General features: G+C 71.7%; 21 protein-coding genes. 10 read left to right on the forward strand and 11 right to left on the reverse strand.

Annotated features, from left to right (window positions below; all coding sequences use genetic code 11):
• The first annotated feature begins 46 nt into the window (after nt 1–46).
• Complete coding sequence (locus ACZ7PG_RS10175; protein ID WP_470238725.1) at nt 47–997, forward strand: hypothetical protein; 951 nt, start codon at nt 47–49, stop codon at nt 995–997.
• A 5-nt stretch (nt 998–1002) separates the two neighbouring features.
• Here ACZ7PG_RS10175 and dapF read toward each other — a convergent pair whose 3' ends face one another.
• Together dapF and miaA are read right to left on the reverse strand one after the other, a co-directional pair.
• Nucleotides 1003–1833: a diaminopimelate epimerase gene (gene dapF, locus ACZ7PG_RS10180; protein WP_470238726.1), complete on the reverse strand. Its 831-nt coding sequence runs from the start codon at nt 1831–1833 to the stop codon at nt 1003–1005.
• Between the two features lie 10 nt (nt 1834–1843).
• Nucleotides 1844–2755, reverse strand: coding sequence for a tRNA (adenosine(37)-N6)-dimethylallyltransferase MiaA (gene miaA / locus ACZ7PG_RS10185; protein WP_470238727.1), 912 nt, complete (start codon nt 2753–2755; stop codon nt 1844–1846).
• A gap of 218 nt (nt 2756–2973) precedes the next feature.
• Between miaA and ACZ7PG_RS10190 the strand changes: the two genes are divergently transcribed.
• Nucleotides 2974–4287, forward strand: coding sequence for a DUF349 domain-containing protein (locus tag ACZ7PG_RS10190; RefSeq protein WP_470238728.1), 1314 nt, complete (start codon nt 2974–2976; stop codon nt 4285–4287).
• A 763-nt stretch (nt 4288–5050) separates the two neighbouring features.
• Nucleotides 5051–5482 (forward strand): hypothetical protein, encoded by a 432-nt coding sequence (locus ACZ7PG_RS10195; protein ID WP_470238729.1) that lies wholly within the window; start codon nt 5051–5053, stop codon nt 5480–5482.
• Between the two features lies 1 nt (nt 5483).
• Here ACZ7PG_RS10195 and ACZ7PG_RS10200 read toward each other — a convergent pair whose 3' ends face one another.
• The 3 genes from ACZ7PG_RS10200 to ACZ7PG_RS10210 are packed head-to-tail and all read right to left on the reverse strand — an operon-like array spanning nt 5484 to nt 8572.
• On the reverse strand, nt 5484–5957 hold the full coding sequence (locus tag ACZ7PG_RS10200; RefSeq protein ID WP_470238730.1) for an Rv2732c family membrane protein: 474 nt from the start codon (nt 5955–5957) through the stop codon (nt 5484–5486).
• Nucleotides 5954–7435: a tRNA (N6-isopentenyl adenosine(37)-C2)-methylthiotransferase MiaB gene (gene miaB, locus ACZ7PG_RS10205; RefSeq protein WP_470238731.1), complete on the reverse strand. Its 1482-nt coding sequence runs from the start codon at nt 7433–7435 to the stop codon at nt 5954–5956. The genes ACZ7PG_RS10200 and miaB overlap by 4 nt, the downstream gene beginning before the upstream one ends.
• A 30-nt stretch (nt 7436–7465) precedes the next feature.
• Nucleotides 7466–8572 (reverse strand): FAD-dependent oxidoreductase, encoded by a 1107-nt coding sequence (locus ACZ7PG_RS10210; protein ID WP_470238732.1) that lies wholly within the window; start codon nt 8570–8572, stop codon nt 7466–7468.
• 56 nt (nt 8573–8628) lie between these two features.
• Between ACZ7PG_RS10210 and ACZ7PG_RS10215 the strand changes: the two genes are divergently transcribed.
• Entirely contained in the window at nt 8629–9288 is a 660-nt protein-coding gene (locus ACZ7PG_RS10215; protein ID WP_470238733.1) for a TetR/AcrR family transcriptional regulator, read from the forward strand.
• 30 nt (nt 9289–9318) lie between these two features.
• On the opposite strand, the gene ACZ7PG_RS10220 is transcribed toward ACZ7PG_RS10215, so the two are convergent.
• Nucleotides 9319–10677: a beta-1,3-glucanase family protein gene (locus tag ACZ7PG_RS10220; RefSeq protein WP_470238734.1), complete on the reverse strand. Its 1359-nt coding sequence runs from the start codon at nt 10675–10677 to the stop codon at nt 9319–9321.
• A 316-nt stretch (nt 10678–10993) separates the two neighbouring features.
• Nucleotides 10994–12199: an NAD(P)/FAD-dependent oxidoreductase gene (locus ACZ7PG_RS10225; protein WP_470238735.1), complete on the reverse strand. Its 1206-nt coding sequence runs from the start codon at nt 12197–12199 to the stop codon at nt 10994–10996.
• 116 nt (nt 12200–12315) lie between these two features.
• On the opposite strand from ACZ7PG_RS10225, the gene ACZ7PG_RS10230 reads away from it, so the two are divergent.
• Nucleotides 12316–13209 (forward strand): TAXI family TRAP transporter solute-binding subunit, encoded by an 894-nt coding sequence (locus ACZ7PG_RS10230; RefSeq protein ID WP_470239031.1) that lies wholly within the window; start codon nt 12316–12318, stop codon nt 13207–13209.
• On the opposite strand, the gene ACZ7PG_RS10235 is transcribed toward ACZ7PG_RS10230, so the two are convergent.
• Entirely contained in the window at nt 13206–14603 is a 1398-nt protein-coding gene (locus ACZ7PG_RS10235) for a sensor histidine kinase (protein WP_470238736.1), read from the reverse strand. The two genes, ACZ7PG_RS10230 and ACZ7PG_RS10235, sit on opposite strands and share 4 nt — an antisense overlap.
• 4 nt (nt 14604–14607) lie before the next feature.
• Nucleotides 14608–15282, reverse strand: a complete 675-nt coding sequence (locus ACZ7PG_RS10240) for a response regulator transcription factor (RefSeq protein WP_470239032.1) — start codon at nt 15280–15282, stop codon at nt 14608–14610.
• A gap of 295 nt (nt 15283–15577) precedes the next feature.
• On the opposite strand from ACZ7PG_RS10240, the gene ACZ7PG_RS10245 reads away from it, so the two are divergent.
• The 5 genes from ACZ7PG_RS10245 (at nt 15578) to ACZ7PG_RS10265 (ending at nt 19737) form a co-directional block, all read left to right on the forward strand.
• Nucleotides 15578–16306: an amino acid ABC transporter ATP-binding protein gene (locus ACZ7PG_RS10245; RefSeq protein ID WP_470239033.1), complete on the forward strand. Its 729-nt coding sequence runs from the start codon at nt 15578–15580 to the stop codon at nt 16304–16306.
• A 56-nt stretch (nt 16307–16362) separates the two neighbouring features.
• A complete protein-coding gene (locus tag ACZ7PG_RS10250) occupies nt 16363–17220 on the forward strand; it encodes a glutamate ABC transporter substrate-binding protein (RefSeq protein WP_470238737.1) in 858 nt (285 codons plus the stop codon).
• A gap of 75 nt (nt 17221–17295) precedes the next feature.
• Nucleotides 17296–17982 (forward strand): amino acid ABC transporter permease, encoded by a 687-nt coding sequence (locus tag ACZ7PG_RS10255; protein WP_470238738.1) that lies wholly within the window; start codon nt 17296–17298, stop codon nt 17980–17982.
• Complete coding sequence (locus ACZ7PG_RS10260) at nt 17979–18884, forward strand: amino acid ABC transporter permease (protein WP_470238739.1); 906 nt, start codon at nt 17979–17981, stop codon at nt 18882–18884. The genes ACZ7PG_RS10255 and ACZ7PG_RS10260 overlap by 4 nt, the downstream gene beginning before the upstream one ends.
• Before the next feature lie 115 nt (nt 18885–18999).
• Complete coding sequence (locus ACZ7PG_RS10265; protein ID WP_470238740.1) at nt 19000–19737, forward strand: SDR family NAD(P)-dependent oxidoreductase; 738 nt, start codon at nt 19000–19002, stop codon at nt 19735–19737.
• Here ACZ7PG_RS10265 and ACZ7PG_RS10270 read toward each other — a convergent pair.
• Nucleotides 19691–20380 (reverse strand): YoaK family protein, encoded by a 690-nt coding sequence (locus tag ACZ7PG_RS10270; RefSeq protein WP_470238741.1) that lies wholly within the window; start codon nt 20378–20380, stop codon nt 19691–19693. The genes ACZ7PG_RS10265 and ACZ7PG_RS10270 overlap by 47 nt on opposite strands.
• Nucleotides 20373–21317 carry a DUF4037 domain-containing protein gene (locus tag ACZ7PG_RS10275; RefSeq protein ID WP_470238742.1) on the reverse strand — a complete coding sequence of 315 codons (945 nt, stop codon included), beginning with the start codon at nt 21315–21317 and terminating at the stop codon, nt 20373–20375. Before ACZ7PG_RS10275 ends, ACZ7PG_RS10270 begins: the two co-directional genes overlap by 8 nt.
• Nucleotides 21318–21351: the final 34 nt, after the last annotated feature.

A 21351-nucleotide genomic window follows, 5' to 3' on the forward strand; every position in this document is an offset into this window, starting at 1 on the left:
CCGCGGAAACGGGAATTCCGCCGGGCCGGACCGTTAATCTCTCGCCATGAGTACGGATGCGCCGGGCGGGGAGCGTCCCGCGGCGACCGGAGACGAGTTCGTGTTCGCCGTCGCTGACCTGCTGCGACCGTTCCGGCCCTTGGTCCAACCGGCTGCGGCCGAGCCGGCCCCCGAGCCCACGCAGCAGCTGGCGGACTCCATCGGACGCGCGATCGACGGGTTCTGGCCCTGGGTCGAACGAACGGCCAGGGCCTCGGGCAAGAGGGTCGACGAGCTCCATCGGCGGGCCGCTCCGCCGAACTGGGTCTCCGATGGCAAGGCGGACGTCGACTACTTCGCGGCCGTCCGGCTCTCGTTGGCGCACGGCGTTCCCCTGGCCTGGGTGCCCGACCCGGAAACCGTCAAGCTGCTCCTGGCCGCCCACGACGACGAAACAGCCTCGGTCCACGCCGTTCTCGACGACCGCCGCGAGCCGATCCTCGACCACTGCGACAGCCGCCTGGACGAGGTGGACCGGGCCCCCGCGGCGGCACCGTCGGTCCGGGTCGCCCGGGAAGCGGTCCGGGCACTTCGTCTCGATCTTCCGGCACCGGCTCAGTCGGCGGCCGCGAACCTCATCGACGAGCTTGCCCGCACCGCGTTCACGATCGTCTACGGCGATCGGCACAGCCACGCCCCGGCGCCGAGCCGCGTCCAGACGTTGTCGGAACGAGCCCGCAGCGCGGGGTTGTCCTTCTTCGCTTCGCTCGGCATCTTGCGCGAACTGGCCACCGTGATGCCCTTGCTGAACGCCATGACACCGTGGTCGCCGGGCAGCGGAGCGCCCGCCCCGACGAGTTTCAGCCAGCAGGTGACCAGCCACCACATCACCGCGCCGGGCCAGGTCACGCACACCAACGCGCTCGTGGCGGTGCTGACCGCCGTTTCCTTGCTCTGTCAGGAGCACGACTCGCACTGGCACACCTGGAAGATCCTGAACGCCCTCGAAACCGGCTGACGCCGTCACGAACCGGCGGCGGCCCACCAGGCTTCGTCGAGCTCGCCGCGCGCCACGATCTCCGCGGGCCCGGACAGCGTCGACTCGCCGCGCGCCACCGTCACCTCGACCCGGCCGCCCGGGATGTCCACCGTGGACGCTCCCGTGTCCGTGCCCGCCAGGTGCAGCGCCGCCGCCACCGCGGCCACCGTGCCCGTGCCGCACGCCCGGGTCTCCCCCACGCCGCGCTCGTGCACGCGCATCCGCAGCGCGCCCTCGCCGATGCGGTTGACGAACTCGAGGTTGACCCCGTGCGGGAAGACGTCGTGGTCGAAGTCGGGCTGGTCGCGCAGATCGAGGTCGGCGACGTCGACGTCGTCGAGCACCGACACCAGGTGCGGGTTGCCGACGTTCACCGCCACACCCGAGAACGGCCGGCCGGCCACCACCGTCACCGACGTGCCGGTGATCGTCGCCGGTCCCATCCACACCGTCACCGAACGGTCCGGGTGCACCACCACCGGGCGGTCGCCGGCCCGGGTGCCGATGACGAACTCGCCCTCGGTCGCGAGACCGGCGTCGACGAGGTAGCGGGCGAAGACCCGCACGCCGTTGCCGCACATCTCGGCGATCGACCCGTCGGCGTTGCGGTAGTCCATGAACCACTCGCCCTCGGACGGGATGTCCAGCGCCGCGGCGCGGACGACGCGGAGCACACCGTCGGCCCCGAGGCCGCGCTGGCGGTCGCACAGCGCGGCGACCCTCGCCTCGGTCAGCTCGAGGCGGCCCGCCGGGTCGGGGAGCAGCACGAAGTCGTTCTGCGTGCCGTGCCCCTTGAGGAACTCGATTCCGCCCATAGGGGCAAGATTACCGGCCCAGGGTATCCAGGACGCGTGCGGCCAGCCCGGTTTCCGCGCCGTCGTACCAATGGATCCGTTTGTCGCGCCGGAACCAGGACCGTTGCTTCCGGACGAAGCGCCGGGTGGCCTGCGCCGTCGCCGCGGCGGCCGCCTCGAAGTCGCCTTCGCCGTCCAGCTCGGCGAGCACCTGCTGGTACCCCAGCGCCCGTGACGCCGTCTTGCCTTCGCGCAGACCCCGCTCCAGGAGCGCGCGGACTTCATCGACCAGTCCGGCGGCGAACATCCGCCGGACGCGTTCGTCGACGCGCTCGTCGAGCTCGCCCGCTTCCCGGTCGACGCCGATCACGACCGTGTCGTAGCGGGCCGGGCCGGGCTTCGGCAGGTTCGCCGAGAACGGCGCGCCGGTGATCTCGATGACCTCGAGCGCGCGCACGATCCGGCGTGTGTTGGTCGGCAGGATCGCGGCCGCGGCGGCCGGGTCGCGTTCACTCAACCGGGTGTAGAGGGCGGGAGTGCCGGCTTCGACGGCTTCGGCGTCCAGCCGGGCGCGCACCACCGGGTCGGTGCCCGGGAACCGCAGGTCGTCGAGCACCGCCTGGACGTAGAGCCCGGACCCGCCGGTCAGCACCGGCACCTTGCCCCCGGCCAGGAGCCGCTCGATCTCGGCGCGCGCGTCGCGCTGGTAGGCCGCGACGGACGCCGTCTCGGTCACATCCAGCACGTCGAGGAGGTGGTGCGGGACGCCGCGGCGCTCGGCTTCGGTGGCTTTCGCGGTGCCGATGTCCATGCCGCGGTAGAGCTGGAGCGCGTCGGCGTTGACGACTTCGCCGCCCAGTTCGAGGGCCAGCTCGACGGCGAGCGCGGTCTTGCCGGTGGCCGTCGGCCCGACCACCGCGACCGGGACGATCTGGCTGTTCACGGCGGCTGACGATACCGGCGGGCCGCCACGGAGCGTCCACCGGAAGTAGGATCACGAGCTTCGAGTGGCCCATCCAGTACCACGGTGCGCGCTGAGCTGCTTGAATGCCGCGAGGGGCCGTAGCATCCGAGCACGGCCCGTGACGACCGCACTACCCGGCCCCGCTTCCGCGGCGGGGCGCCCGCACCAGCGGGCGTACAGGCGATAAGGAGCCTGCGATGGCCCAGGAGAACACTTCCACCGGTACCCCGGCCCCGCACCCGGTGCCGCACGCGCTGCACGCCGGGCACGCCGCCCCGCCCGTGCCGCTCGCCGAGACCACCCCGTCCACCTGGGGCCGCATCGACGAAGAGGGCACCGTCTACGTCACCACCGCCGAGGGCGAGCGCGCGGTCGGCGTCTGGCAGGCAGGCAGTCCCGACGAGGGCCTGGTGCACTACGCCCGCCGCTTCGACGACGTGCGCACCGAGGTCGAGCTGCTGGAGACCCGGCTGGCCTCCGGCGCCGGCGACCCGAAGCACGCGCTGTCGAGCGCCACCCAGATCCGCGACGGCCTGGCCGAAGCCGCGGTGGTCGGCGACTTGGCCGCGCTCGCCGCGCGCCTGGAGTACGTCATCGGGCACGCCGAGAAGGCGCTGGCCAGCGCGAAGCAGGAGCGCGAGGTGGCCCGCGCAGCCGCCGTCGCCCGGAAGCAGGAGCTGGCCGAAGAAGCCGAGAAGATCGCCGCCGACTCCACCCAGTGGAAGGCGGCGGGCGACCGGCTGCGCACGATCCTCGACGAGTGGAAGACGGTCAAGGGCGTCGACCGCAAGACCGACGACGAGCTGTGGAAGCGGTTCTCCAAGGCCCGCGAAGGCTTCAACCGGCGGCGCGGGTCGCACTTCGCCGAGCTCGACAAGCAGCGCGCCTCGGCGAAGACGCGCAAGGAAGAGCTCATCGCCGAGGCCGAGGCGATCAGCGAGTCCGAGGACTGGGGCGAGACCGCGGGCCGCTACAAGGACCTGATGACCGAGTGGAAGGCGGCCGGCCGGGCGCCGAAGGACAGCGACGAAGCGCTGTGGCAGCGGTTCCGCGCGGCACAGGACAAGTTCTTCGCCCGCCGGTCCTCGGTGTTCTCCGAGCGCGACGCGGAGTTCTCGCAGAACGCGTCCCGCAAGGAAGAGCTGCTGGTCGAGGCCGAGAAGATCGACGCGGCCGCGAACCTGGAGGCGGCGAAGAACGCGCTGCGCAAGATCCAGGAGCAGTGGGACGAGATCGGCAAGGTCCCCCGCGAGCGGATCCGCGAGCTCGACGGCCGCCTGAAGGCGGTCCAGGACACGGTCAAGTCCGCCGAAGACAGCCGCTGGCGCCGCACCGACCCGGAGGCCCAGGCCCGCGCGGCCCAGTTCCGCGAGCGAGTGGAGCAGTTCGAGTCCCAGGCGGCCAAGGCCCGGGCGGCTGGGGATGAGCGTCGGGCGAAGAAGGCGGATGAGCAGGCCGCCCAGTGGCGTGAGTGGCTGCAGGCCGCGGAGGCTGCGGTAGCGGACCGCTGAGGTTTGCCGGCCGGCGGCCGTGGTCGCCGGCCGCTGAGGTTTCGCCGGCCAGCGGCCATGGTCGCCAGCCACTGAGGTTTCGCCGGCCAGCGGCCATGGTCGCCAGCCACTGAAGTTTCGCCGGTCGGCGGCCGCGGTCGCCGGCCACTGAAGTTTCGCCGGTCGGCGGCCGTGGTCGCCGGCCGCTGAGGCCACGGTCGCCGAGCGCTGAGCTTCGGCTGCCGTGGTCGCTTACCGCTGAGGTTCTTTCGGCCTGCGGCCGTGGTCGCCGACCGCTTAGGCCGCTGAGGCCGCTGTCGCCGACCGTTTAGGCCGCCAAGGCCTTGGTCGCCGACCGCTCTAAGGCCGTGGTCACCTACCGCTGAGCTTCCACCGGCCGGCTTGTCCACAGCACCGCCGTGATGTGGACAAGCCGGCCGCTCGGCGCCGGTTGCGGCGGTCCCGTCGGTGGGCGCCGATACGCTGGAAGCGGGGGCAGCCCCCAGGGAGGGCGGGCCGCGCGCGGGCCCCGGATCCGGCTCGCTCCACCACCGGCGGGCAGTTCGGGCGAGGTCGCGAGTGCCCCACTGGGAGCGATTGAGTCAGTGGGGACAGCTCCCGCGGCAAGTCGCCACTCGCTGCGAAGCAGGGCTCCCCGGGGCCACGCACACGCGCAAGCCAGTCGGCAAGCGGACGGTTAACCCGTCACCCGGAGGGGGCGCTACCGCGTCACGACCGGGGGCTTTCCGGCGCTTTCCCGCCGCGCCGGTGCTCCACTTCGATCATGAGCAAGCCATCGAACCTCGTGTCCGCACTGGTCATCGCCTGCACCGTCGCGCTCGCCGCGCCGACCGTCGCTCTGGCGGCCACTGGTCCCGCTCCCGCCGCCGTTCAGGGCAAAAAGAAGCACAAGGCCAAACTCGAGGCGAAGGCCGACAAGACCCGCGTCAAGGTCGGCGAAGAGACGAAGATCAAAGGCTCGTTCGCCGACCTGGGCGGGCAGGAGAGCGTCTCCGGTGGCGAACCGGTGATCGTGCAGCAGCTCAAAGCCGGCGTCTGGGTCGACCTGACCACCGGTACCTGCAAGCCCAACGGTGTGTTCCGGTTCAGCGTGAGCTTCCGGATCCGCGCAAACGTCACGCTGCGGGTCTTCCACCCGGAAACCGAGCTCTACGTCGGTGTCGTGTCGAGCCTGATCGGCATCGTCGTGATCTGACTCAGTTCCGCGAGAACGCCGTCCGCATCCACGACACCGCGAGGCAGATCGTCGCGATCCAGCCGATGATCAGGCCGTACCCGGGTCCGCCGCCCGCGGCTCCGCTCGCGTGCGACGACTGCTGCGACCAGATGGCCAGCAGCCCGTCCACCGACGCGAACCAGCCGCCGGCGGCGCACACCCAGGCCAGCCACCACCGGCGCGTCACCAGCGCCAGCGCCGACGCGACGATGCCGACGCCGGTCGACGTCGCCGCGAACAGCTGCGGGATGCCGCCGCCTTCGCCGGCCAGCACCCGCCAGCCCGCGTACTCGCCGACCCACGGCAGGAGCAGGCAGATCAGCAGCACGAACGAGAACACCGCGATGGTGAACCCGCGCCGGCCCAGCTCCACCGTGCGCGACGCGCGGTCGCCCACCTCGTCGATCTCGGCGGCCAGCTCGGCCAGCTCGCCGTTGCCCTTGGACTCCGTCACAGCGCACACCCGCTCACCGGCTCAGGCTGCGCGGCCGGGGCACCGAAGCCCGGCAAGCCCAGCGTGACGCCGCTCGTCTTCGGCCGGAGCCCCGCCTCCGCGTTGTCGCCGGCGCGCGTGCGCCGGTGGGACAGCAGGTCGCCGTCGGCGACCAGGTGGTGCGGGGCGCCGTAGGTCACGACCGTCTCGACGACGTCACCGGGGCGGACCTGGGCGTCGCCCGGGGTGAAGTGCACCAGGCGGCCGTCACGGGCGCGGCCGCTCATCCGGTGCGTCTCGGCGTCCTTGCGCCCCTCGCCCGCGGCGACGAGCAGCTCGACCCGGCGGCCGACGATCTTCTTGTTCTCTTCCCAGGAGATCGCGTTCTGCAGCTCGACCAGGCGTTCGTAGCGCTCCTGCACGACGGCCTTGGGCAGCTGGTCCGGCATCGTCGCGGCCGGCGTGCCGGGGCGGATCGAGTACTGGAAGGTGAAGGCGCTGGAGAACCTCGCCTGCTCGACGACGTCGAGCGTGGCCTGGAAGTCCTCCTCGGTCTCGCCGGGGAAGCCGACGATGATGTCGGTGGTGATGGCCGCGTCCGGCATGGCCGCGCGGACCTCGTCGAGGATCTTCAGGAACCGCGCCGAGCGGTAGGACCGCTTCATCTCGCGCAGCACGCGGTCGGAGCCGGACTGCAGCGGCATGTGCAGCTGGTGGCAGACGTTCGGCGTCTCGGCCATGGCCTCGATGACGTCGGTGGTGAAGGACGCCGGGTGCGGCGAGGTGAAGCGCACGCGCTCCAGGCCGTCGATGGTGCCGGCCGCGCGCAGCAGCTTCCCGAAGGCGAGCCGGTCGCCGAACTCGACGCCGTAGGAGTTCACGTTCTGGCCGAGCAGCGTGACTTCGAGCACGCCCTCGGCGACGAGCGCCTCGACCTCGGCGAGGATCTCGCCGGGCCGCCGGTCGCGTTCCTTGCCGCGCAGGGCGGGGACGATGCAGAAGGTGCAGGTGTTGTTGCACCCGACCGAAACGGACACCCAGCTCGCGTAGGACGACTCGCGCCGCGCGGGCAGCGTCGAGGGGAAGGTCTCGAGTGACTCGAGGATCTCGACCTCGGCCTCGGCGTTGTGCCGCGCGCGCTCCAGCAGCGTCGGCAGCGACCCGATGTTGTGGGTCCCGAAGACGACGTCGACCCACGGCGCCCGCTTGACGATCTCCCCGCGGTCCTTCTGCGCGAGACACCCGCCGACGGCGATCTGCAGCTCGGGGTTGGCGATCTTGTCCGGCCGCAGGTGCCCGAGGGTGCCGTAGAGCTTGTTGTCCGCGTTCTCCCGGACGGCGCAGGTGTTGAACACGATGAGGTCGGGCTTGGCCCCGTGGTCGACGGGGACGTACCCGGCGTCTTCGAGCTGCCCGGCGAGCCGCTCGGAGTCGTGCACGTTCATCTGGCAGCCGAAGGTGCGGATCTGGTACGCCCTGGGTGCCTGTGTCTCGGTCATCACCGATCAGGGTAGACCTGGTCCCACCTGCTACTCGGCCCCGGTCAGCAGCGCGGCCATGCTGTGGGGCGCGTCATCGCCGAACATGACGGCGTAGATGTCCTCGTCGTCCGCTTCGGCCGCCGCGCGCTCGAACATCCGCCCTTCGTACTCCGCCAGCGCGGTCTCGACGTCGTCCGGGTGCGCCGCGAGGGCCTGGCCCAGTTCGGCGCCGTCCAGCATGGCGAGGTTGGCTCCTTCGCCGTTCGGGGGCATCAGGTGGGCCGCGTCGCCGAGGAGGGTCACGCCCGGTGCCCGGTCCCAGCGGTGTCCGGCCGGCAGGGTGAACAGGCGGCGCAGGACCGGCGGTACGTCGCTGTCGGTGATCAGGGCGGTCAGCTCGGGGGCCCAGCCGGCGAACTCGTCGACGACCCGCGCGGGATCGACACCGTCCAGCCAGTCCGCGGGCTTCCGGAGCTGCGTGTACGCGTGCAGGGTCCCGCCGCTTTCCCGGTGGGCCAGGATTCCCTTGCCCGGCGCCAGCGCGAACAGCGACCCGGCGCCGACCACCTTCGCGGCGGCCGGATGCCTCGTGTCGCCGTCGAAGAGGAACGTCTCGACGACGGAAAACCCGACGTAGGACGGAATGGCGTCGGAAAGCACCGGACGCACCCGCGACCACGCGCCGTCCGCGCCGACGAGCAGGCTCGTGACGACGGTGGTGCCGTCGGCCAGGCTCACCTCGTGCTTCCCCTCGCCGAGGGCCCGCACGCCGGTGACCTTGTGTCCCCAGTGGACGGTGCCGGGCGGCAGCGCGTCGAGCAGCAGCTGCCGCAGCTCGCCGCGCTGCACCTCGGGGCGCTCGCCGGTGCCGTCGTCGGGCCGGTCGGCCAGCACGGCCCCGGTGCGGTCGACGACCCGGTAGGACTCGCGGCCCGCCAGGACGAGTTCGCGGAACCCTTCGATCAGGCCGGCCGCCTCGAGCGCCTGCTGCCCGTTCCAGGGGTGGATGTCGAGCATCCCGCCCTGGCGGCGCGCGGCCGGCGACAGCTCGGCCTCGTAGACCGTCGCCGGGATGCCGTGGAGGTGGAGGACGCGGGCCAGTACCAGGCCGCCGAGGCCGGCTCCGATGATCGTCACAGGATTTTGGATCGTCATTCCAACCACGCTAGCACGACTTTGGATCGACGATCCAAACGTGCGATACTGCACCCATGACGAAGCGGCGCATCGACGGCCTGTCGAAGGACTTGATCGTCAAGGCCGCGAAGGACCTCCTCGACGCCGGCGGCGAGACAGCGCTCACTTTTCGCGCGCTCACCACTCACCTGAGCACCGGCTACGGCGCGATCTACCACCACGTCGCGAACAAGAGCGACCTGCTCGCGGCGGCCACCGACGACGTCATCGCGGACGTCATGACCGGCGACGTCGCGGCCACGGAACCGCGGGAAGCGCTGCGCACCGTCGCACTCGGCCTGTTCGACGCGATCGACGCCCACCCCTGGGTCGGCGCGCAGCTCTCGCGGGAGCCGTGGCGCCCCGCCCTGCTGACGATCTACGAGCGCATCGGCGGGCTGCTCGACGCGCTGGGCGTTCCCGAGCGGACGCTCTTCGACGCCGCGGGCGCGCTCGTGAACTACGTCCTCGGCGTCGCCGGGCAGAACGCCGCCAACGCCCGGCTCCTGGCCGCCGGTGACGCCGACCGGTCGGCCTTCCTGGCCGAGGTCGCGGCCCAGTGGGACGACCTCGACCCGGAGCGGTACCCGTTCGTGCGCAAGGCCGCGGCGCGGCTGCGCGACCACGACGACCGCGAGCAGTTCCTGGCCGGCATCGACATCTTCCTGGCCGGCCTGAGCCGAACCCCGGCGTGACGGCCCGGAAGCCGCCACACCGGGGACCGGTCACCAGCCGACCGCCACCAGGAGCCACTGCGGGTCGCCGTGGGAGACGAACGAGGACTGGCCCGCCACGTCGTCGTACGGGAACCCGTACGCCAGGTTGTTGATGCCGTGGTCGTGCCAGTACTTCGCGTAGTAGTTCGCCGGCGCCGCCTTGTAGTAGTTCGCCGGGTCCTGCTGCTGGGACGCCGGCAGCTGCGCCGTGTGGCGGTTCAGCGCCGCGCACATGTTCGGGTTGCCCGCCAGCGAACCCGCGCAGCCGGTGATGTTGGACGTCGGCTCGTTGACGCCCACCGACTGCGCGTAGGCGGTGAAGTAGTTCGCGTACCGGCCGCCCGCGCGGAAGTCCGGCGCGCTGCCCGGGGCCGGGATCCGGTACGGCGCGTTCACCGTCGCCAGGCCCTTGAACTCGGTCGGCACCTCGGCCTGGAACTTGGCGAAGGTGGCCGCCCGGTCCTCCTGGAAGGTCCCGTAGTCGTCACCGACCTGGACGTCGTAACCGTCGTGCGCGTGCAGCCGCATGGCCAGCTTCAGCGCGAACGCGTCGACCCGGGTGGTGTTGCCGTTGAACACGTCCGGCCCGACGGTGAACTCGATGAAGTCGGCGTACTGGCCGTTCGGCGTGCCGAGGTAGAAGTACATCCGGCCGGCCGAGTTGGCCGGCATGTCGATGTAGGGCTGCTCGGCGATCGAGTGGGTCTGGCCGCCGAAGTTCCAGTACACCTGGCTGTCCGGGTACTTGCCGTTGGTGCGGTTGAGCACCTTCACGGTGAGCACGTTGCGCGCGGCCGGGATGCTCGCGGTGTCGCCCCAGAAGGAGTCGGGCGGGGTGCCGGCCCCGGGCTGCGTGGTCCCGCCGCCCGTCCCGAACACCTGGAACTCCCACAGCGAGACGCCGTACGGGGTGGCCCGCGCGGTCGTGGCGAGGCGCACGTACCGCCCGGACCCGGTGACGGTCAGCGTCTGCGTCCCGCCGGTCCCGGTCGTCGTCTGGTACACAGTGGACCACGTGGAACCGTTGGCGGACACCTGGATCTGGTAGGCCGTGGCGTAGGCGGCCTCCCAGTTCAGCACGACGCGGCTGACGGTCGCCGCGCCGCCGAGGTCGACCTGGATCCACTGTGGATCGCTGAACTGGGACGACCAGCGGGTGCCGGTGTTCCCGTCCACCGCGGCGGATGCGGGCGTCCCGGCGTTCTCGACCGAGGACGCCGTGGCGGGTTTTCCTTGCGAGATCAGGCTGTCCGCCGCGTTCGCGGCCGGAGCGGCGAAGCCGAGCACGGCGACCGCGAGGGCCGCCGCGAGCGCCGCCAAGCGGGTACCGGGTCCGCGGCGGCGCCGCGGCAGGGTGTTCGAGGGCATGGTTCCTCCCTGGCCGGGAAGTGGGGCGGACCCGCCGCCGGTCAGGGGACGGCGTCGTCCGGCTCGTCCCCGAGCGCCGGGCGGATGCCCTCGAGGGCCGGCGGGGACGATCGATGAAAAGGTTCATACCACCGCCCCCGACCTGTCAACCCTTGACAGTTCGGAGCTACGGGGCGATCCTCGGAACCGGTTCCATCGACCCTCTGCGTGGCGCCGCCACCCGCTCAGGGGCCGGCTCACCGGGAGTCAGCCATGTCCAGCGGTGCCCTGCGCACGACGTCCACCGTGTCCTCTGTGTCCACTGTGGACACTGGGCTCAAGCCACGAGATCGGCCAGCACCGCGACCGCCGCCCGCCGGCCCGACACGAGCGCGCCCTGCACCGACGGTGTGTCCCGGTGGTCTCCGCAGACGTACCGGCCGGGGCCGACCCGCACCGGACGCCGCAGCGGAGCACCGGGGCCGAACACCGGCAGCGCCTTCGGGACCGCGTACGTCCGCAGCAGCTCCCACCCCCGCGTGTCGGTGTCGTAGATCCGCGCCAGCCGCTGCCGCACCCGCGGCTCGAGACCGGGATCGGCGCGATCGGGCACCGACGCGCTGATCAGCGCCGACCCGGGCGGGGCGTACCCCGCCGCCACCTCGCTGAGCACGGCCGTGTTGAGCAGCAGCTCGTCGAGGCCGTCGACCAGCAAGGTCGGCGACCGCAGCGGGCTCACGGGAGCGCGGTAGTAGAAGGTCGTCACCGCGTGCCACGCCGGGGCCTCGACGCCGGGCAGCAGGCGGGCGGCGGTGTCCCCGTCGGTCGCGACGACCACGGCCCGCGCGGCGATGTCTTCGCCGTCGCGCGTGCGCACGCCGTCCTCGGTGACCGAGCCGACCTCGACGCCGGTGCGGACCCGCAGCCCGGCGGCCAGCTGACGCGGCAGGGCCTGCATGCCCTCGGCCGGCAGCACGCCCCCGCCGCGCAGGAAACTGCGCCAGATCAGGTGGAACAGCCGGCCCGACGTCGCCAGGTCGCGGTCGAGGAACACCCCGGCGAGGAACGGCCGCAGCACCTCCTCGACCGTGGACTCCGTGAGCCCCCAGCGTCGCAGCTCCTCGGCGGTGGTGCGCCCGGTGTCGGCGCGGTCGGCCTTCAGCACGTCCCGGGCCGCGAGCGCCGCCATCCGCGCGCCGTCGGCGGGGCGGCCCGCGACGAACCCCGCCGCCCCGCGCACCGCCGGCAGCCCGTGCCACGGGCCGGCGAGCCAGCGGCGCCCGGAGCCGGTCATCGCGATCGTCCCGCGCGTGAACGGGCGCGGCCGCAACGCGCCGACGTCGGCCAGCCGTCGCAGCGCCGGGTAAGCCGGCAGCAGCACCTGGAAGCCGCGGTCGAGGCGGAACCCGTCGACGACGTCGGTGCGCACCCGGCCGCCGACGTCGTCGCCCGCCTCCAGCACCGTGACCGCCGCCCCGGCCTCGCTCAGCCGCCGCGCCGCGCTCAGCCCGGCCAGCCCGCCACCCACGACCACGACGTCCATCCCGGTCTCCTTCCGTCCTCCCGGGGAGTGCCCGGATCGGCCGTCGCCAACCACCGGGCCGCCGGATCTGGCACGATCGGGCGGTGGTCGGGACGCGGCGGGGGCGAGTGCTCGCGATGGCGGCCGCCCTGCTGCTGGTGCTCGCCTCCTGCAGCGCCGGCTTCGGCGAGCTCAAGCTGCGGATCGCCGCGGGCAACCCGGGCGGGGTCTACGACAAGCTCGCCCAGACCCTCGCCACCGCGTGGGCCGCGGGCCTCGACATCGACCGGCCCACCGTGCTGCAGACCCAGGGGTCGCCCGACAACCTCGACAAGGTCCTCGCCGGGAAGGCCGACGTCGCGTTCGTCGCCGCGGACGTCGCCGCCGACCGGTACAAGGACGACCGGCGGCTGGCCACCCTCGCCCGGATCCACGACGACTACCTGCACATCGTCGTGCGCTCCGACTCCGACATCCGGACCGTCGACCAGCTGCGGGGCCGGCGGATCGCGATCGGCTCGCCGTCGTCGGGCGTCGAGTACATCGCCACCCGGCTGCTGGGGGCGACCGGGCTCACCGGGTCGGTGACCACCAGCGCCCGCGGGCTCGACGACTCCGTCAAGGCGCTGCTGAACGGCGAGATCGACGCGTTCTTCTGGTCCGGCGGCCTGCCGACGCCCGGCCTGGCCAAGTACAACGACAAGCAGTCCCTGCGCCTGCTCGACATCGCCGACGTGATGCCGAAGATGCAGGAGGTCAACCAGGTCTACGGCACGGCGTCCATCCCGGCCACCACCTACAACCAGCCGGGCCCGGTGACCACGCTGCTGGTGCCGAACTTCCTGGTCGTCCCGACATCGATGAGCGACGACGTCGCCGAGGCGCTGGTCCGCGGCCTGTTCGACGCGCGCCAGCAGCTGGCGGTGGCCAACCCGGCGGCGCTGTCGATCGACGTCCACCCGGGCATCGAGACCCAGCCGATCCCCCTGCACCCCGGCGCACTGCGCTACTACCGCGCGAAGAAGACCTAAGCGGCCGGGAACGTCATCGCGATCCGCAGGCCGCCGCCTTCGGGCAGGTCCAGCGCCAGCTCGCCGTCGGAGTGCGCGGTCAGCTCGGACACGATCGCCAGGCCCAGCCCCGACCCCGGCACGTTCTGGTGCGCGGGGCTCCGCCAGAACCGGTCCAGCGCGCGGTCGAGCTCGTCCGGCGGCAGCCCCGGCCCGTGGTCGCGCACCGACAGGCGCACCCGGTCGCCGTCGCGCTCGACGGCGACCCGGATCTCGGTGCCGGACGCGGTGAACTTGAGCGCGTTGTCGAGCAGCGCGTCGAGGATCGTCTCGGCACCGCGCGGCGGCACGCGGACCCGGGCGCCGTCGCCCGCGGTGTCGACGACCAGCCGCACGTCCCTGGCCTCGCCGACCACCGTCCAGTCGGCGACCCGCTCGGCGACGACCTCGTCGAGCACGACCGGGTCGAGCTCGCCGCCGGACGCCTCGGCGCGGGCCATCGACAGCAGGCCGTCGAGGATCTGGTGCAGCCTCCCGGCGTCGATGCGCGCGGCTTCCAGATCGGCGGCGGACTGGTCGTCCACGACGTGACCGTCGAGGTTCCCGAGCCGGATCTTCAACGCGGTCAGCGGGTTGCGCAGCTGGTGCGAAGCGTCCGCGACGAACGCGCGCTGCGCGGCCAGCGCGCCCGACACGCTCTCGGCCATCCGGTCGAAGGACCGGCCGAGCTGCCGCAGCTCCGGCGGGCCGCCGCCCTCCCCGACCGGCTCGGCCTCCCGCCCGCTGACCACCGAGGCCACCAGCGCGCCGGTCGCGTCGTCGAGCCGCTTCACCGGCTTGAGGATCCACCGGACCACCGGGATCGCGACGGCCAGCGCGACCACGAAGGCGAGGATCCCGCCCGCGGCGAGCAGCAGCCACCACCACAGCACGGCGGCGCGCTCGGAGTCGGTGGCGGACACGGTGAGCACCGCGCCGCGCACCTCGCCGTCGGCGAGCACCGGTTCGGAGAGCACCAGCGGCGTCGAGTCCCACGGCATCAGCACGCCGGAGGGCTGCGACCGGCGGCCGGCCAGCGCCTCGTGGACGGGGTCGCTGATCCGCTCGTCGTGCAGGTCGATGCGCGCGGCGGCCGGGCCGAGCGAGGTGACGACCGGCTTGCCGTCCTGGTCGACGACCACCACCTGGACGCCGTACACCTCGGTGTAGCGGCGCACGTCGGGCTCGATCAGGTACGGCTTGTTGTCCAGCAGCGGACGCTGGGCCAGCGACGCGAACCGCGCGGTGTCGGTGAGCCGGTCGAGGAACAGGTCCTGCTGCGCGCCGGCGGCGATCGAGATGGCCAGCGGGATGCCGAGGCCGAAGACCAGCAGCGCGACCAGCGTCAGCACGATGCCCTGCAGCCGGACGCGCACGCCGTCAGCTCCGGGCGGTCTGGCCGCCGAGCCGGTAGCCGACCCCGCGCACCGTCTCGATCAGCGCCGGGCGGCCCAGTTTCGTCCGCAGCGTCGCGACGTGGACGTCGAGCGACCGGCTCTCCGCGGGACCCCGGTGCCCCCACACCTCGGTGAGCACGTGCTCGCGCGAGCACACCGCGCCGCGCGCGCCCGCCACGAGGGCGAGCACCTGGAACTCCTTGCGGGACAACGCGATCGCCTGCCCGTCGACCAGCACCTCGTGCCGGGCCAGGTCGACGCTGACGTCCCCCACCTTGATGACCGCCGGCTCGGCGGCCGCGTGCTCCGGGCGCCGCCGCCGCACCGCCTCGACGCGGGCGAGCAGCTCCTCGACGTCGTAGGGCTTGACCAGGTAGTCGTCGGCGCCCGCGCGCAGGCCCCGGATCCGGTCGTCGACCTCGCCGCGGGCCGACACCACGATGATCGCGACGTCGCTGACCGCGCGGATCTGGGTGCACAGGGTCACGCCGTCGATGTCCGGCAGGCCGAGGTCGAGGAGGATGACGTCGACTTCGTGGACGCGCTCGAGGACGCCGGCGCCGGTCGCCAGCCGGGCGATCGCCAGACCGCGGCGGGCCAGCGCCGGGATGAGCGCACCCGCGACCCGGTCGTCGTCCTCCACCAGCAGCACCCGCACCCGTCCGCCTCCCATGGTGACCTGCTCCACCGGCCGGTAGCGCCGAACTCTAGGACCTCGGGGAGCGGCGCGCACGAGCCACCCGTACGGTCACCCTCAGTGAGTATCGGGGTACGCGGGTGGCGGCCACCCCGATACCCCCCAAAATGGACATCGATACGCAGTTGAAACCCTAAGTATTGCTCAAGCGGCCTTGCGGGCCGGTAAAGCAACGGTAGGTTCTCGCCATCGCGGGTGACCCACGCCGCATTCGAACGACCCTGGAGGCCAGATGACCGCGGAGGTGGCGGCGCCGATGATCAAGGCGTCCGTCGTGAACAAGTACTTCGGCGACCTGCACGTGCTCAGGGAGATCACGCTCGAGGTACCTCGCGGCCAGGTTGTCGTGGTGCTGGGTCCGTCGGGGTCGGGCAAGTCGACCCTCTGCCGGGCGATCAACCGGCTCGAGCCCATCAACTCGGGCGAGATCGCCGTCGACGGCGTCCCCCTGCCCGCGGAGGGCAAGGCGCTGGCCGCGCTGCGCGCCGACGTCGGCATGGTGTTCCAGTCGTTCAACCTATTCGCGCACAAGACCATCGTCGAGAACGTGATGCTGGCGCCGACGAAGGTCCGCAAGGCCTCGAAGGAAGAGGCCCGCAAGACCGCGATGGAGCTGCTGGAGCGCGTCGGCATCGCCAACCAGGCCGACAAGTACCCGGCGCAGCTTTCCGGTGGCCAGCAGCAGCGCGTCGCCATCGCGCGGGCGCTGGCGATGCGGCCCAAGGTCATGCTGTTCGACGAGCCGACCTCGGCGCTGGACCCGGAGATGGTCCAGGAGGTCCTCGACGTCATGACCGGCCTGGCCAAGGACGGCATGACCATGCTGGTCGTCACCCACGAGATGGGTTTCGCCCGCAGGGCAGCCGATCGGGTGATCTTCATGGCCGACGGCGAGATCGTCGAGGACACGACGCCGGAAGAGTTCTTCACCGCGCCGAAGAGCGAGCGCGCGAAGGACTTCCTCGGCAAGATCCTGACCCACTGAACACTTTTTCCCCGGCCCGCGTGGCCGGACATGATTCGGAAGGAACCTGAGAGACGATGCGGTTGAACCGAGTTCTGCAGGTCGGCGCGGTCGTGCTGGCCGCCGGGCTGGCCCTGACGGCCTGCGGCGGTGGCTCCGGCAGCGGCAGCGGCGCGAGCGGCGACAAGAACCTGGTCCAGCGGGCCAAGGACAACAAGAAGCTGGTCATCGGCATCAAGTTCGACCAGCCGGGCCTCGGCCTGAAGAAGCCGGACGGCAGCTACGCCGGCTTCGACGTCGACGTCGCGAAGTACATCGCGAAGCAGCTCGGCGTCGAAGAGTCGGGGATCACCTGGAAGGAAGCGCAGTCGGCGCAGCGCGAGGACCTGATCAAGAAGGGTGAGGTCGACTTCATCGTCGCCACCTACTCGATCACGGACAAGCGCAAGAACGACGTCTCCTTCGGTGGCCCCTACTTCGTCGCGCACCAGGACCTGCTCGTGCGTCAGGACAACACCGACATCACCGGCCCCGAGTCGCTGACCGGCAACAAGAAGCTCTGCTCGGTCAAGGGCTCGACCCCGGCGCAGAACGTCAAGACGAAGTACGCCAAGGACGTGCAGCTGCAGGAGGTCGGCAAGTACACCGACTGCGTGACCGCGCTCCTCAACGGCACCGTCGACGCGATGACCACGGACGACGTGATCCTCGCGGGTTACGCCGCGCAGCAGCCCGGCAAGCTGAAGCTGGTCGGCAAGGGCTTCTCCGACGAGAACTACGGCGTCGGCCTGAAGAAGGACGACGCCGACGGCAAGGCCGCGATCAACAAGGCGATCCAGGCCATGGAGCAGGACGGTTCCTGGGAGAAGGCGCTGCAGACCAACGTCGGCCCCTCGGGCTACAAGATCCCGGCCGCGCCGGCGATCGCGCCCTGATATCCGGTTCCGAAGTCGAACGGTGCGCCGTGCAAGCGGCGCACCGTTCCCGTTCCGAGGCCAGGTTGGACAACCGTGTTCGATTTCCTCAGCAATCCTGAGTACGACTTAGTCGGCGCCTTCTGGATGACGCTCCAGCTGACGTTCTTCTCCGCGATCGGCTCGCTCATCTGGGGCACCGTCCTCGTCGGGATGCGCGTCAGCCCGGTCCCCATCATGCGGGGCTTCGCCGCGACGTACGTCAACATCTTCCGGAACACCCCGTTGACCGTGATCATCGTGTTCACGTCGCTGGGGCTGTCGTCGACGCTCGGCATCAACCTGGCCGACCCCAACTCGCCGACGTCGCTGGACGACAACGCGTTCCGGCTGGCGATCCTCGGGTTCATCGTCTACACGTCGACCTTCGTCTGCGAATCGCTGCGCTCGGGCATCAACACGGTGCCCGTCGGCCAAGCCGAGGCCGCACGGGCGCTGGGCCTGAACTTCCTGCAGGTACTGCGCATCATCGTGCTGCCCCAGGCGTTCCGGGCGGTGATCGCGCCGCTGGCGAACGTCCTGATCGCGCTGCTGAAGAACACCACCGTGGCCTCGGTGATCGGCGTGGCCGAAGCCGCCGCCCTGATGGCCGCCATGGTGGAGAACGAGTCGAGCTCGCTCTTCCTGGTCTTCGTCGTCTTCGCCGCGGTGTTCGTCGCGATCGTCCTGCCACTCGGCCTCCTGCTGGGCTGGGTCGCCAAGAAAGCCGAGGTCAAGCGATGAGCACGCAGTCCGTCCTCTACGACGTCCCCGGCCCGAAGGCCCGCGCTCGCAACTGGCTCTACAGCGTGCTGTTCGTGCTGGTGATGCTCCTGGTCGCGTGGTTCGTCTACAAGGGCTTCGACGAGAAGGGCCAGTGGGCCGGTGCTCTCTGGAAGCCGTTCATCGACGGGTCGACCTGGACCCAGTTCCTGCTGCCGGGCCTGCTCAACACGCTCAAGGCCGCCGCGCTGTCGATCGTGATCGCCCTGCCGATCGGCGCGCTGCTGGGCATCGGCCGGCTGTCCGCGCACAAGTGGGTGCGCATCCCGGTCGGCGCGGTCGTCGAGTTCTTCCGGGCGATCCCGGTGCTGCTGCTGATGGTGTTCGCCGCGTCGTTCTACGCCTACTACACCGGCATCGAGGCCGACACCCGCCCGCTGTTCGCCGCGGTCACGGGCCTGGTGCTCTACAACGGCTCGGTGATGGCCGAGGTGTTCCGGGCCGGCATCCTTTCGCTCCCGAAGGGACAGACCGAAGCCGCTTCGGCGCTCGGCCTGCGCAAGACGCAGCTGATGACCAACGTCCTGCTCCCGCAGGCCGTCACGCTCATGCTGCCGGCGCTGGTGAGCCAGCTCGTGGTCATCCTGAAGGACACGGCTCTGGCCGGTCAGCTGACCATCGGCTACGACGAGCTGATCCGCGGTTCGGGACCGATCACCGGCAACTTCAACAACACGATCCCGACGCTGATCGTCATCGCGCTCATCTTCATCGTGCTGAACCTGCTGCTGACGCGGCTCGCTTCGTACCTGGAGCGCAAGCTGTCGCGGCGGAAGAAGGCGCCTCGGGGCGCGAAGCCGCTGGAGGGGCCGCCGGCGGCGGTGACGGCGGCGACCGACTTCAACACCGGCCGGGCGGTCTGACCCTCGGCCACGGAAGCGGGTGGGTGCGCATCGGCGCACCCACCCGCTTTTCTTTTGCCCCGATCGAGGCTCGCCGGGGTTGTCCTACCCGGGGGTCTCCCCTAGCGTCGGACTCATGGGCGTCGCACTGGTGACCGGAAGTTCCCGAGGGCTGGGCCGGGTGATCGCCCGGCGGCTGGCCCGCGACGGGCTCGCGGTCGCGGTGAACGGCCTGCACGACGACCCCGACCTCAAGACCGCCGCGGAGAGCGTCCTCGCCGAGGGCGGCAAGGCCGCGGCCTTCGCCGCCGACGTGACCGACCGGCACCAGGTCGGCGAGCTGGTCGACGCGGTGACGGCGTTGCTGGGCCCGATCACCGTGCTGGTGCTCAACGCGACGGGTCCGCAGCCGGACGTCTTCCTGTCCGAAGTGGACTGGGCGGACCACCTGGGCCACCTGGACTTCTTCGTGCGGTCGCCGGTGCTGCTGGGCCACGCGGTGCTCCCGGGCATGCGCGCCCGCGGCTACGGCCGGATCATCCACATCGATTCGGAGGTCGCCGAGCGCCCGCCGCCCGGCCGTTCGGCGTACGCGACGGCCAAGGCGGCCCAGGTCGGCCTGGCCCGGTCGTGGGCCCGCGAACTGGCCGCGGACGGCATCACGGTCAACTCGGTCGCCCCGGGTTTCGTCCCGGTCGAGCGTCACGCGGACGTCCCCCAGGCCGAGCGCGAGGCCTATCTGGCGGGCGTGCCGGTGGGCCGCCTGGGCACCCCCGACGACGTCGCGGCGGCGGTGAGCTTCTTCGCCTCGGAGGAGGCGGGCTTCCTCACGGGCCAGCGGCTCCTGGTCGACGGCGGCCGCGCCCTCGGCTGACCTGCAGCATCGCCAGCACGCCGAGGATGAGCACCCAGGCCAGCGTGAGCGCCGTCCACATGGCGACGTGCAGCTGGAGCAGGCCGCCCGCGAAGGCGCCCACCAGCATCGCGCCCACGGCGACGACCTTCCGCAGCGGGTGCGACCCGGGCCCGCCGGCCGCCTTCGAGTCCGCCGCGAAGCCCGTCAGCGTCATCGTCAGGACCGTCGTCGTCAGGTCGGGCGCGCCGATCCGGCGGACCGCCGCGTTCTGCAGGCCCATCGCCACGCCCAGCACGACGATCAGCAGCTCGCTGCCGAGCCGGGTGCCGCTGCCGAGCGTCGCGGACAGCACGACCGCCACCGCGACCAGCGCCGCCTGGACCGCGGTCGCCTGGCGGAGGGCGTCGTAGTCGTCCTCGCGGCGGGCCAGCCGTCCACCGGCGAGCGCGCCCGCCAGGAACGCCAGCACCGCGGTCAGCGACGCGAGCACCGACAGCGTCGCCTCCCCCGCGGCCGCGAACCCGAGGAAGACGACGTTCCCGGTCATGTTGGCCACGAACACCCGGCCCAGCCCGAGGAAGCTGACGGCGTCGACGATCCCGGTCACGACGGTCAGGGTCAGCAGCAGGGCGGCCAGGTCCCGTGGTTTCGGTTCAGCCATGCGCGCAGTCAACCACCGCGCGGGTCAGCGTGCGGTGTCCCAGCGCGTCGGTGCTGTCGACGAACTGGTCGATCGCCCCGATCGGGTGCGTCCACGGCGTCCCGGCCAGCAGCGGCGGCACGAACCGGCCGGCGTCGACGACCTGGAACGGCCGGTCGAAGTACGGCCTGGTCCGCGGGTCCAGCCGTTCGGTGAGGCCGAGCGCGTTGTGCAGTTCGGCGACGGTCTCGTAGGCGGCGACGAGGTGACGTTCGCGCTCCGGCCACGTCGTCGCCGCGAGGGCGCCAGTGAGGTGGGGCGACAGCGTCGCGGCCGCGGGCAGCCGCGCGAACGCGCTGCCCAGCCACTTGCCGTACGGCGGGTACCGGCGCGCCATGAGCAGGCACAGCCGCATGAGGTCCCGCACGAGCCGCGCCGCGACGACGGCCGACCCCAGCTCGTCGCCGGCCTCCCCGCACCGGCCGACGAAGGCCTCTTCCTGGCCGATCCGCTGCCACTGGCAGGCGAGGACGTACCGCCAGACGTCGCCGGGGTACCAGGCGACGCGCTGCCGGAGCGCTTCGAGCCCGAGGTCGTCGTGGAAGACGGCGCCCCCGGTGAACTCCGCGAAGACCTGGGTCGGCGTGGCGAGCCAGTCGCGCGGCTCCGGGCACCGCGGGTCGAAGCCGAGGAAGCCGCGCGTCCAGCCGTCGAGCGTCGCGACGACCGCTTTCGCCGGGTGCCCGAGGAACGTGGCCGGAACCCGGATTTCGCGGACTTCGGGGAGGAACAGGAAGACGCGGGCGGTCCAGTCGTGGTCGGTGGAGCGTCCGGTGTCGAAGCCGAGCACCTCGGAGCCGGGTCCGACCAGCGCCGCGCTGTAGGGTTCATGCAGTTGCGGCGCAACGGTTTCAGCGTAGAACCGGCGGCTCAGTTCGATTCCCGGAATGAACGTCATGAATGCCATTGTGGCTTACTAGAGCTGCGAAGCG

The sequence above is a fragment of the Amycolatopsis sp. NPDC114504 genome, from assembly GCF_055633595.1.